Origin of the sequence: Halarsenatibacter silvermanii (genome assembly GCF_900103135.1) — a bacterium.
Lineage (GTDB): Bacteria > Bacillota > Halanaerobiia > Halanaerobiales > Halarsenatibacteraceae > Halarsenatibacter > Halarsenatibacter silvermanii.
The window spans coordinates 23,402-35,307 of the sequence record NZ_FNGO01000004.1; the positions used below are offsets into that span (position 1 = coordinate 23,402).

General features: G+C 42.9%; 15 protein-coding genes. All 15 read right to left on the bottom strand.

Annotated features, from left to right (window positions below):
* Positions 1-2: 2 nt before the first annotated feature.
* The 15 genes from lspA to murC all read right to left on the bottom strand — a co-directional run bounded on the left by lspA (position 3) and on the right by murC (position 11,906).
* On the bottom strand, positions 3-437 hold the full coding sequence (gene lspA / locus BLT15_RS02780) for a signal peptidase II (protein ID WP_345788678.1): 435 nt from the start codon (positions 435-437) through the stop codon (positions 3-5).
* Positions 438-507: 70 nt separating this feature from the next.
* The gene (locus BLT15_RS02785) at positions 508-822 is read right to left on the bottom strand and encodes a DUF5665 domain-containing protein (RefSeq protein ID WP_089758450.1); all 315 of its coding nucleotides are present in this window, start codon (positions 820-822) and stop codon (positions 508-510) included.
* Positions 806-1,060, bottom strand: a complete 255-nt coding sequence (locus BLT15_RS02790) for a hypothetical protein (RefSeq protein ID WP_089758452.1) — start codon at positions 1,058-1,060, stop codon at positions 806-808. Before BLT15_RS02790 ends, BLT15_RS02785 begins: the two co-directional genes overlap by 17 nt.
* 64 nt (positions 1,061-1,124) lie before the next feature.
* Entirely contained in the window at positions 1,125-2,342 is a 1,218-nt protein-coding gene (locus tag BLT15_RS02795; RefSeq protein WP_089758453.1) for a hypothetical protein, read from the bottom strand.
* Positions 2,339-3,127, bottom strand: a complete 789-nt coding sequence (locus BLT15_RS02800) for a DivIVA domain-containing protein (RefSeq protein WP_159429783.1) — start codon at positions 3,125-3,127, stop codon at positions 2,339-2,341. Before BLT15_RS02800 ends, BLT15_RS02795 begins: the two co-directional genes overlap by 4 nt.
* Before the next feature lie 31 nt (positions 3,128-3,158).
* Complete coding sequence (locus BLT15_RS02805; protein WP_089758456.1) at positions 3,159-3,947, bottom strand: YlmH family RNA-binding protein; 789 nt, start codon at positions 3,945-3,947, stop codon at positions 3,159-3,161.
* A 44-nt stretch (positions 3,948-3,991) separates the two neighbouring features.
* A complete protein-coding gene (locus BLT15_RS02810; RefSeq protein WP_089758458.1) occupies positions 3,992-4,276 on the bottom strand; it encodes a YggT family protein in 285 nt (94 codons plus the stop codon).
* 24 nt (positions 4,277-4,300) lie between these two features.
* Positions 4,301-4,747: a cell division protein SepF gene (locus BLT15_RS02815; protein WP_089758460.1), complete on the bottom strand. Its 447-nt coding sequence runs from the start codon at positions 4,745-4,747 to the stop codon at positions 4,301-4,303.
* Between the two features lie 29 nt (positions 4,748-4,776).
* A complete protein-coding gene (locus tag BLT15_RS02820; RefSeq protein ID WP_234985478.1) occupies positions 4,777-5,484 on the bottom strand; it encodes a YggS family pyridoxal phosphate-dependent enzyme in 708 nt (235 codons plus the stop codon).
* Position 5,485: 1 nt separating this feature from the next.
* Positions 5,486-6,370 carry a permuted SH3 domain-containing protein gene (locus BLT15_RS02825; RefSeq protein WP_089758465.1) on the bottom strand — a complete coding sequence of 295 codons (885 nt, stop codon included), beginning with the start codon at positions 6,368-6,370 and terminating at the stop codon, positions 5,486-5,488.
* A gap of 6 nt (positions 6,371-6,376) precedes the next feature.
* Positions 6,377-7,156, bottom strand: a complete 780-nt coding sequence (locus BLT15_RS02830; RefSeq protein ID WP_089758466.1) for a purine nucleoside phosphorylase YfiH/LACC1 family protein — start codon at positions 7,154-7,156, stop codon at positions 6,377-6,379.
* 2 nt (positions 7,157-7,158) lie between these two features.
* Positions 7,159-8,241, bottom strand: coding sequence for a cell division protein FtsZ (gene ftsZ / locus BLT15_RS02835; protein ID WP_089758468.1), 1,083 nt, complete (start codon positions 8,239-8,241; stop codon positions 7,159-7,161).
* Between the two features lie 65 nt (positions 8,242-8,306).
* The gene (ftsA, locus tag BLT15_RS02840) at positions 8,307-9,611 is read right to left on the bottom strand and encodes a cell division protein FtsA (protein WP_089758470.1); all 1,305 of its coding nucleotides are present in this window, start codon (positions 9,609-9,611) and stop codon (positions 8,307-8,309) included.
* 190 nt (positions 9,612-9,801) lie between these two features.
* Positions 9,802-10,491 (bottom strand): cell division protein FtsQ/DivIB, encoded by a 690-nt coding sequence (locus BLT15_RS02845; RefSeq protein ID WP_089758472.1) that lies wholly within the window; start codon positions 10,489-10,491, stop codon positions 9,802-9,804.
* Positions 10,488-11,906 (bottom strand): UDP-N-acetylmuramate--L-alanine ligase, encoded by a 1,419-nt coding sequence (gene murC, locus BLT15_RS02850; protein WP_089758474.1) that lies wholly within the window; start codon positions 11,904-11,906, stop codon positions 10,488-10,490. Before murC ends, BLT15_RS02845 begins: the two co-directional genes overlap by 4 nt.

Here is an 11,906-nt window from a genome sequence, read left to right on the forward strand (position 1 = left end):
ATCTATAATTCTTTCCAGAAGATGATGATCATTCCCAGAGTACCCAGAGTTATAAAAACATCGGCCAGATTAAATACAGGCCAGATCTGTAAATCGATAAAATCGATTACATATCCCAGTCTAATTCTATCAATGATATTTCCAGCGGCACCGGAAAGCAAAAGCACCAGAAAGAGATCGATATAATTGTTTTTCGGAAGATAATAATAGTAAATTAACAGCAGTAAAAAAACTACTGCCAGCTGAATCACCAAAAGCAGATATTTGCTCTCTGCCAAAAGACCTAAAACAGCCCCCGGGTTTCTGAGATAGGTCAGCTCTAAAACTCCTTCTCTGATCGCAATTCTCTGACCCGGGCTCATATTACTATCAATAAAATATTTGCTGATTTGATCGGCAAATACAGCCAAAAAAAATATTGACAAAAATTTTATCAAGCTCAGCCATCCTTTCCGCTCTAAAATCTAAAATCCCGCATGTTTGTGTTGTATCTATATATCCTAAAAATCAGAGATGATTTTGAATAACCTGGATCAATCTGGCCAGAAATTCTCCAATAACCGGAATGTTGGCCTCGGCCATTCTGATCAGGATTAAAAGGAATATAGCTCCTAAAAAGGTTATACCCACTGCTATTCCCAGTCCCCGGGCCAGGCCGGATATGAAATTTATTAAAACCATTTTTCGCGGAGATTTAATAAACTTTATATAATCAGCCAGAGTAAATTTATGCACATCATGCGAAATTTCCTCTAATCTCTCCATAATCTCTTCGTTGGTAGGAGGTGAGGAATCATCTTCGGAATCATTTTTTCCGGTCATTCTGATTTTTATCCTCCTCAAGATCTGAGTATATCTTTTCTATCTTCTCGCGATATCTGGAAGGCGCAAGAAGATATCCCCAGCCATGTTGAAACTGAAAAACGCCATTATAGGCTTTATCGAAGTTGCTTTTCACCACATGAGGTATATCCCGGCTTTCCAGCTCCGTAGATATCAAGCCGGCCTGAAACTCATTTTTCAGCTCCAGTATCCTTTCAAAATCCTCTCTCTCATTCATGAATGCACCCCCAAAAATAAAATTTAAATTCATTAATAAGGAAGAATCCACCTGTATAAAGAAGTTAGGGCAGCGGCCTGACTTCAGGAATCAAAATTAAGCCATCAAATAAATCGGAAGGAACAGCCTCGAACTGATGGTGGTTGAAGTCAAATTTTATGCTTTTATCTCCGAAATACTCCTCAGACAGGTGTAAATAGGTATACTGATTTTCTCCCATTATATTAGCGGTAGTGCTTATCAGCTCGTCATCGAGGGGATCATCCAGCAGATCAATCGATTGAATTTCGCCGGAAGTGGCTCTAACTTCTCCGGTTAAGGGCACCAGCACCAGTGAAAATAAATTTTCCGGAGAGTACGTCTTTTCAAGATGTTCGGCCAGCCACTCCTTCTCTATTCCAAAGGCATGTTCCTTTTGGGCATGAGAATAGCTGAAATTGAAAAGAACTCTATCATTCTTTGTCTCCAGATATCTATCGGCTATATTTTTTACAACATCCTCTCTGATTCTGTGAGCTCTCGGATACTCATTTTGCCAGATTTCTCTTGGCTCCCGACTGGCCAGTTCGATCTCGATCAGATCAACGACTCTTTCATTCCAGTCGACATTCCATTCTCCCTCGAGCATCCTCTTTTCTTTCACTTCATCCCTAAAATCTTTCAGAACTCCTTCCATGTCAGCAGAAGTTCTATAATTATTTAAAAATCTGTTGATGGGTTCGCTGTCCTCGAGATATCTGCGCATGAACTGCATGGATGTAATGAACTGATCCCGCTGAAAATTTATATCTCCGGCGCTTACTTTCAATCTGTCTCCGGCCTCTCTTTCCTCATTGTAATCCCTGATAGCCTGGAGAAGTTCCCATCTGGTATCTCCAATATCTCTGACGAAAACCCCTTCATCAAGTCTTGTCAGAACAAAATCTTCAAAAATCCAGCTGAAAGCATGCCTGTCATCCAAAACCACCCTGTCTATTTGACCTCTTTCATGCAGACTTATCGCAATATCCGTCAAAAGCTCCTGATGTTCGCGCGAACCGTGAAACTCTCCCAGCATAATAACTCTGTTATTGTCCATATCATCTTCGAGTTCCTGAGGCAAATCTCCGGGAGTAAAATTCACCGCATTTTTGGTTATATCACCTTCCTGAATATCGCTGCAGGCTGCCAGAAAAACAAGGGAAGACAGAAAAACCAGCAGTGCTGCTATTTTCAATTTTTTGATTATGGCCACCTCCCGGAAAGCTATTTCAAAACCAATTTTAACAGTCTTTAAACTCAATCATTTATAATTGTCTCATCGATATCAAATTCCTGCTGTTTTTCCTGAGCGGAGCTTTCCTCTCCGTCCAAATTCTCCCCGTCCTTGTCTTCTGACTGGACACTCTCTCTTTCATTCGAGAATTTTCCGGCTTCAGCAGCATTATGGGAATCATTCCGAACAGATACGTCTTCAGACGGTGTATCTATAGAATCAGTCAGCTCTTCCATATCATTCATTATATCATCAAGTTTGTCTTCTTCATCAAAATCTATACTCTCCTCAATATCCTCCACCCCGGGAATATCCTCATAATCCTCATCCATAATTTCAATATAATCCTCGAGCATATTCTTAAATCTCCGCTTGAACTCCCTGCGTTTCTCTCTTATTCTTTCAGCCTCAGTCAGCTCTCCGCGGATCACACCTTTGGCTTCCCGCTTGAGTTCTTCAATTTTTCTTTTTTCATCCCTGATATCTTCTCTGGCATTCTTCTTTATGAGATCTGCCTCGCGTTCAGCCTCTTTTATAATATTTTCGGCTTCACGGCGGGCCTGGTCCGTCTGGCGTCTGGCAGTCTCTCTCACGCTTTCCAGCGTTTCTTCCAGCTGTTCCTTAATATTTTCATAATTCTCGAGCTTTTCTTCCAGTTTTTCTTTTTCATCCTCAAGGGAGCTGTAATCTTTGAGCAATCTTTCGTAGGCCAGCCCCACCTCGTCCAGAAACTCATCTACCTGATCCTTATTATAACCAAAGGTGGACTTTTTAAACTCTTTATTGTAAATATCCAGAGGTGAAAATTTCAAAAATATCCCTCCTCTTAATTTTCCTTATATTTCATGTAATCCTATCAATCTGCAGCTTTATCCGCCCGGAATTGGATATCCCTCTCTTTTTTACTACCTTAAGTCTGCCTCTCCCTTTTACTGAGATAAGATCGCCAACGCTTACTTCGGCAGCCGGGTTTTTTTCCCGGACCCAGTTAAGTTTTATTCTCCCCTCTTCTATGGCAGCCTTGCTGTTGCTGCGGGAATCACCGAATCCAGCGCTGAGTATAGCATCGAGTCTTTGAGAAGCCACGCTGGTTTTAATTTCTTTGCGGTGTTTTTCTTCAAATATAATTTCATCACATTCCATCTTTTCAACTTCGACAGGGACTTCGTTTACTTTTTCCAGGTTGAATAAAATTTCCTTTTCTGCCTCCGGAACAGCCACCACCTGGGCTGTATCTCTGTAAATTATTATATCTCCAATCAACTCTCTTTTAATGCCCAGGCCCGTGAGGGCCCCCAGAAAATCTCCATGACCAACATTTACAAAATCAAAGTTGCCTTTAATTTTAAAGCAGGAAAGGGGCACGTTTTGATGCTCGGGAAATAAATAAGCGGGAAATATAATCACTCTTTTTCTTTCAGCCTTATCATGCCCGCCTTCTGACAGGTAATTTATGTCCGCCAGCTGAGCCAGGATCTCTTCGGCTATTTTTGTCTCCCGGGGGTTTAAAAATTTTGTGGTGTGTTTATTGTTTCTTTCCTGAACTCTCTCGGCCAGATCCAGTATTCTTTCGCCCAATTTTATATCCTCTTCCCGCTGAAGATGGGAAAGGATTTTTTTCTCACTGCTCAATAAAATCCTACCTCCATATTATCGACTATTTAAATTTGAATCTGTTAAAACATCAAAGAGGTCAAAAGACTCATTATAATTCTCCTTATGAAACCGAGCAGCATAAAGGCTATCAGCGGAGAAAAATCTATTCCCATACCAGAAGAAGGTATTATCTGCCTTATCGGTCTTAAAATCGGCTCTGTCACGCTGTAAACAAATGTGATCAGGCCGCGCCATCTGGAATTATAGGGAATTCCTCTACCCACCCAGGAGAGGATAACTCTGATCAATAATATCAGATAAAGTATATTGAAGAAAATATCAACGCTTCTTAAAAGCAATCTCACTGAATAACTACCTCCATATCTATTTCATTCATCACTGTTATCTTCTTTTTCGGCATCAATAAATCCACCCCTTATCGCATTCTCTATTGCTCTGGCATCAACATCCATGCCGGGAGGAGCAAATATAAATACCTGTGAACCGAGTTTTTGAGTATTCCCATTCAGGGCATAAACCGAGCCGCTGAGAAAATCAATAAGCCTTCTGGACAGATTTTTGTCTCTTTTTTCGAGGTTAAGGATAACTGCCCGGGAATTTTTCAGATCATCTACAATATCTCTCACCCCTTCAAAAGAATCGGGATTGTGTACAACCAGTTTGACATCCTGAGTGCGGCTCAAATTGATGACCCGATCTTCTCCGGAGCCTTCAGCTTCGGGATTGGCCTGGTCTCTATTTTCCGGGGTCTCCCGTTCATTTTCCTTAAAGCCAAAAAATTCCATCACCCTGTTCCAGTAACTTTTTCCACTCATAATTATCACCTGCTTTTTTTATTAGGAGATCAATATTGCCTCTCGCCGAAAAGTTCTCTTCCCAGCCGAATCATTGTAGCCCCCTCTTCTATCGCCACCTTATAATCATTGGTCATTCCCATTGAAAGCTCTGGCATTTCAAAACCTTTTTCTTCTGCCCGCCTGCGAAGATCAGCCAGTTTCTTAAAATCCTCCCTGGCCTCCTCGTTATCATCGTAATGAGGCACAAGCGTCATCAGTCCTTCGAAGCTGAGATTATCAAACTGCTCTGCTTTTTCCAGAAAAGGTATTAGGTCTTCTGGCATAAAGCCGAATTTGTTTTCATCCCTGGCTACATTAATCTGAATTAAAACAGACATCTCCCGCTTATTTTTGGCCGCTCTTTTTTCTATCTCTTTGGCCAGGCGCAAGCTGTCAAGAGAATGAATCAAATTACAGTTATCCATTCTGGCCAGATATTTAACTTTGTTGCGCTGAAGATGCCCTACAAAATGCCAATCTATTTCTTCAGGCTGCTTCTCTTCTTTATCTCTGAGCTCCTGAACTCTGCTCTCACCGATAGCATGAACGCCCAGTTCCCTGACAAAATTTATCTTATTCAGCGATTGTCCCTTGCTTATAGCTACAAGTTTGATCTCATCGGCATTTCTTCCCGCGCTTTCGGCCGCTTCAATTATATTATCCTGTATCCTATAATAATTATCTTCTATTTCATCTTTTTCATCTCTGGAAAGCAAATTAATCAAGCCCCCTGCCATAACTGATTTTAGATGGATTGGTAACTACCTGAGTGCCCAGTTCAAGTCCTTCCACGGCTGCTTTTTCTTCAGTTTCCGCGACAACAGTTACAGTTCTAAAACTCATTTTATCGTCATCTTCATAGACGAGAACTCCCCTGCCCCGCGGTGTGTTGAATAAAGCTGATTCCGGTATTATTATTCCACTATGAATATCTTTTACAAGTTCTATCTCAACCCGGCGGGCGCTGAGCCAGCGATCATAAAAATCCTTAGTTTCGACCAGCAGAAGATCATTATTTTCTCCTGATACAGCTTCTTTTACTTCTGCCCGCAGCTCTCTGGAATCATCATCAGGACGTAATAGAACTTCCTCTCCCGTCTGAAATCTATCAGCCCAGTTCTCCGGAAGTGACATAATCAGTTCATAAGATCTATTATCTACGATTCTAAAAAATACTTCTCCGGCTTCTATATCGACGCCTGTATGATAATGACGCTGATCTATAGAAATTTCCTCAAAGTCTATAGAGGTTTGAGCTTCTCCGAGATCTTCAAACTCTTTGTCCTCCATACCATCTATTGTATAACTAATTATTCCTGCTTTATCTGCGTAAACAGAGATATTATTTCCCTCTCCTTCTATGGCAGCGATCTTTTCGCCATAGGGAACAGCCTCCCCCTCTGCTATTTCAGTTTTAAGCTCGCCGGTCAGAGAAGCCGAAAAGGTTTTTTCATCTCTCAAAATTATCGCTGTAGCGCTGGTAGCCTCTTCCAGTTCGCCATAAGCAGCTATCTGCAGGTTAACATCAGTTCCCAGCAGACTGATTAAAAGACCCAGCAGCAAAGCCAGCAATAGAACAACTATAAAAATTTTGATCTTCATCCATAATCACTCGTTTCTACTCTCAAAAGTCTTTGCTGTCAAAAGCAGAGCCGTCATTCTGCCGGCCTGTTCTCCTTCCCGTCGATATGAATAAAGCCTATCACAATCATACGTGCAGATATCTGAAACAAAAATATTTTCAGAAGGAACTCCTGAGTTCACTGCCAGCAGATAATTGGCTTTTTTTAGGTCTAAATAAAATTCACTCGAAGTTTCGCCTTCGACGAATATTTCCTCAGAATAACCCCTCATAAAAACCGGCAATCTTTTCCAGAAAAGTTCATATACCCGACTATCGACCTGGTAGTTCTCCTGCTGGATGGCCGGACCGATCGCGATTTTCAACCCCGAAAATGGGAGCAAATAGTCATATTTTAGACGTTCCAGAACCATACTTATTATAGCCCGGGTTGTTCCCTTCCACCCCGAATGAACAATGGCTTTGATTTTAGAACTGGAATGATAGAGAAAAACTGGAACGCAGTCGGCAAAAAGCCCCTGAGGCAGACAGTTATTGTTCTGACAGATAACAGCATCTGCGGGTATCGGCCTTTCATTATCATAGACACTGCCGCAATTCGGCTCCAAAATTTTAGCGCTGTGAATCTGCCCGGGTTGTACGATCTGCTCATGATCAATGTTTAATTCCTCGTATAATATTTTTCTCTGTTCGAGATCACTGTTAAACCCGTCGGACCTGCCGGAAATAAATGCTGCAGCCGAACCATCGGAATTAAAATTATATCTGAAATAATTTACTCTCTCACCCTCGATATATTCAAACAAGTCTAGTCCTCGTTTTTGCGCAGAAAAGCGGGAACGTCCAGGTCATCTTCATCGAATGTATCTACACCCATTCTGGAAGACATATCCTCTTCCCCTCCTGTTTGCTGAACATCTCCGGCAGAAGGCATTCCATCCTTGTCAAATCCGGTAGCTATAACCGTAACCATCACATCCTCTTCCATCTCTTCATCTATAACAGCTCCCAGAATAATATTGGCACCGGGATCAGATACATCCTTGACGATACTGGCAGCTTCGTAGGCTTCGTGGATGCCAAGCTCTTCTCCGCCGGTTATATTTAAAAGAACTCCTCTTGCTCCGTCGACTGAAGCCTCCAGCAGAGGGGATTCGATGGCCTGCCGGGCTGCTTCTTCAGCTCTTTCCTCTCCCCGGGCCTGACCGATTCCCATAAGAGCGGTGCCTGCATCCTTCATAATGGTTTTAACATCTCCAAAATCCAGATTTATTATGCCGGTGATAGTTATCAAATCCGATATGCCCTGAACACCCTGACGGAGGACATTGTCGGCAATTTTGAAAGCCTCCATCAGGCTGGTCTTTTCCTCAGCCACCTCGAGCAATCTATCGTTAGGTATTACTATCAGAGTATCGACCTCTTCTTTGAGATCACCTATACCCTGCAGAGCATTATCCATGCGTTTTTGACCTTCAACCGAGAAAGGCTTGGTTACCACTCCCACAGTCAACGCACCCTGTTCCCGGGCGGCCCGGGCCACTATAGGCGAAGCACCGGTCCCTGTACCTCCACCCATACCTGCGGTAATAAAAACCATGTCAGACCCGGAAAGAGCTTCGGCGATCTCATCCTTGTTTTGCTCTGCTGCTTCTCTTCCTATCTCCGGATCGGAGCCAGCTCCCAGACCCTGGGTTATCTGTTCACCTATTCTAATGGTAACACCTGCATTCGATTCCATCAAAACCTGGGCGTCAGTATTGACCGCCAGGAATTCAACACCATCCAGCCCTTCCGCTATCATTCGATTTACAGCGTTATTGCCGCCGCCTCCAACACCAACCACTTTTATGTCTGCAAAATTTTCTGTTTCAGTACCTATATCAAACACAATCAAAATTCCCCCTTTTCGTATAAAGCATCAGGATTATGTCCAGAATTTTGCCGGCCATGACTCTATTCAAAGAAACCTCCAAAAAATTTCTTCACTCTGCTAAAAAACTTTTCTACAGTTTTACTGCTGTCCTTTTTTGTCCCGCTCACTCGACTGCGTCCGGCTGAAGTATGTTCGAGAGCGTATTTGATCAGGCCTGCAGAGGTGGAATAAATCGGTCCGCAGGAATAATCACCGTTTTGCCCGTAAATAGGACCTGAATTCAGCTCCGAAATCTTATCAGCCCAGACAGGCTCGCCGATTCTAGTAGGCAGATCGGTCACCTGAGAGGCGAGTTCACGGCTGCCGCTCAAAAGAGATGCTCCTCCGGTCAGAACCAGACCGGCCGGAGCTGGATTGTCGACGCCAATATTATCAATCTCCTTTCCGATCAGGTCAAATAATTCCTCCATTCTGTATCTTATGATCTGACATAAGTATCTGCGGGAAACCTGCATTGTCTCGCTGCCGCTGGCACTTCTTACTTCTACCCTGCTGTCTTCCTCTATTTCATCGACATTTACTGAACCATGCTGTATTTTAATCTTTTCAGCTTCTGAACCGGAAATTTTCAACCCGACAGAAATATCATTGCTCACATGATCCCCGCCAACAGGCAGCACCGAGGTATATGCTATTTTATCTCCGACAAAAGCTATAAAATCTGTGGTTCCGCCCCCGATGTCAGCAAGGGCAACTCCCAAATTTCTCTCATCTCCGTTTAAAACCGCTTTGCTTGAAGCCAGCTGATCCAGAACCAGTTCTTCAATATCGACCCCGGCCTGATTTACACTTTTTATCAAATTCTTGATAGACCCGACCGACCCCTTGACAATATGAGCATCAACCTCCAGCTGAAATCCCGACATTCCCTGAGGGTGTTTTATTCCTGCGGTGCCGTCAACAATATATTCTCCGGGAAGAGTATGTATAATCCTTTCCTTTTCGCCAACAGCACCTTCTTTTGCCTTCTCTATAACTCGCTCTATATCACTGTTCTTAATCTCTTCATCTCTGCCGCTTACTTCAACTGAACTCCGTTTGTTGACTGATTCGATATGAGAACCAGCAATTCCCACAAAAGCCGATTCAATTTCTACACCGGCCATTTCTTCAGCCTCTTCTACAGCTGATCTGATAGATTCCGCGGATTTTTCCAGATCTACAACTATTCCCTTTTTTAAACCCTCTGAAGAATGAAAACCCACCCCCAGAATATCAACTTCGTCATAAAAACTTTCCTGCGGTGCCGGAGAAATTTCCGCTATCAAAGCACATATCTTTTTGGTACCGACATCTATGACTGAAATACAACCTTTTCTATTCAAAAATCTACCCCCTTTCGATGAATTTTGAACCGGGATGTTGATTTTTATGCAAATTATGCGCTCTAAAAACAAAAGCTGCTTAAAAAAGTTTTTCAGACAGAAATCCTTCCTTTCTATAAAGTTCAATAGATAAAATTATATTCCTCTCTGCATTGCTAAACTTTTGGATCAATTGCTGTCTGAAAAAAGTTCACCTCTCTTTAATTACAGGCCGGGCAGGAGCCTGCAGATCGAGATATTCCAGCCGCGAGAGCAGCTCCGGATTCTCTTCGGCAAAAGAATTAAGCACTCTCAACTTTTCATCGAGTTTTTGAACAGAACCTATCAGAATTTCTGCCCCGGAACTGAGAACCAGTTCAATTTTTCCTTTCGAAAAATCTACTTCCTCCAGGCGGTGACGCAGATCGGGATTTAAACTCTCCAGCTTTGATATCATGAGCTCAGCTTCTTCAGGAAAAACCAGTCTATCCCTGCGAAAATTGTAGGAGATATTTTTCAGCACCGGAACCTGATATCTCCTCTGGTCTTTATCTTCAGCAATTATATAAAAATAACGGTTGAAAATCGTGTATTTTCCATCGATCTGCAGAGCAGCTACCGGCCTATTATAATCTACATTTATCACAACTCTTTGAGGCAGGTTTCTACTGACCTCGATTCCTTCTACATATGGATCCTCTCCGATCTTCTCTTTGAGCAGTTCGATGCCTTCCAGTCTGAAGATATTGCTGCCGATTATTTTTTCCATCTGCAGATTTTCGTCATCATAGCCCTCTATCTCCACTCTTCTGACCTCAAATAGACTGGAAGAAAGTATCAACCCCAGACCGAGCCCCAAAAAAACGGCCAGTATAAGCTTCCCGAAATTGTCCTTAATCAATCTTCCCTGCCCCTCATTTTTTCCAGCAGAGTTTCTCCAGCTTTATAAACATCTCCAGCTCCCAGGGTCAGAACCAGATCTCCTCCGTCAAGCCTATCCAGGAGAAAATCAGCAGCCTCCTGAGGTGTGCCGGAGTATTTTGTCCAGCCATTGGAGCTGCCCTTTTCTTTTTTGATCTCCTCGATCAGCCTGCGGGAGTTAATACCTTCTATGGGTTTTTGGTTGGCCGGATAAATATCACAGACCAGCAGGTAATCAATACGGGATAGGGTACAGACAAAATCCGACCAGAGAGCTCTGGTTCTGGTAAATCTGTGTGGCTGAAAAATTGTAATAATTCGAGAGGGCTCAGACCGGGCTGCTGTCAAATAGGTGGCAAAAATTTCGGTTGGATGATGAGCATAATCATCTATAACCTGAATATCATCAACCATTCCTTTTACCTCGAATCTTCTCTTAACACCTTTGAAGTTATCAAGCCCATCTTCGATGGCATTCCAATCCACCCCCGCTGCCCGGGCAGCAGCTGCTGCTGCCAGCGAATTAAGAACACTGCAGCGGCCGGGGAGGTTTACTCTCATATCTCTGCTGACATTTTTATTTTCGATTTTGAACTGATAACTGGTTTTAAAATTTTTAGTTTTTACCTGATCGGCTTTATAATCCCCGCTGTTGATGCCGTAAGTGATGATATTTATATCTCTTTTTTCGGCATATGGTTTTATTTGAGTTCGAATCAGAGGGTCATCGCTGCAAAGTATCAAAAATCCTCCGGATTCAATACGATTTATAAATTCCTTCATCTTGTCGGCAATCTCTATTTCATCTTCATAAAAATTTAAATGTTCAGCTTCCAGATTGGTTATTATCGCCAGCCAGGGTGAATAATAAACCAGTGAACCATCGCTCTCATCCGCTTCGAATATGAAATGTTCTTCTTCTCCGGAAATATGATTGCTCTCAGCAGAGATCAGCTCTCCCCCCAGCATGACGCTGGGATCTCTGCCGGCCCTTAAAAAAATCTCGGTCAGCATAGCAGTTGTAGTAGTCTTGCCGTGGGTACCGCTCACCGCTATCTGCTTTTTATCAGCGGCCAGTCCCGCCAGAAATTCTGCCCTGCTGATCACGGGAATACCCTTTTCGGCAGCCTGCTGAACCTCGCTGTTTCCTTCAGGAATTGCCGTCGATTTAACCAGCAGATCCTGATCATCAATATTTTCCGGTTTATGTCCGATCGAAATATCTGCCCCTTTTTCAAGCAGGTTTGTGATCCTGCTGTTTTTCGTGATATCCGATCCGGTGACCTGCCCGCCTTCTTCCAGGTGCAAAGCCGCCAGTGCGCTCATTGATACTCCTCCCGCTCCTACAAAATGAACTCTATCATCTGGATCAACTTCGAAAGTAGATGAAACCAT

What these genes read in the sequence shown, in the direction of transcription:
- BLT15_RS02785 (WP_089758450.1), bottom strand. Translation starts at nt 822, where the DNA reads ATGACCGGAAAAAATGATTCCGAAGATGATTCCTCACCTCCTACCAAC.
- BLT15_RS02790 (WP_089758452.1), bottom strand. Translation starts at nt 1,060, where the DNA reads ATGAATGAGAGAGAGGATTTTGAAAGGATACTGGAGCTGAAAAATGAG.
- BLT15_RS02815 (WP_089758460.1), bottom strand. Translation starts at nt 4,747, where the DNA reads ATGAGTGGAAAAAGTTACTGGAACAGGGTGATGGAATTTTTTGGCTTT.
- BLT15_RS02825 (WP_089758465.1), bottom strand. Translation starts at nt 6,370, where the DNA reads ATGAAGATCAAAATTTTTATAGTTGTTCTATTGCTGGCTTTGCTGCTG.
- murC (WP_089758474.1), bottom strand. Translation starts at nt 11,906, where the DNA reads ATGGTTTCATCTACTTTCGAAGTTGATCCAGATGATAGAGTTCATTTT.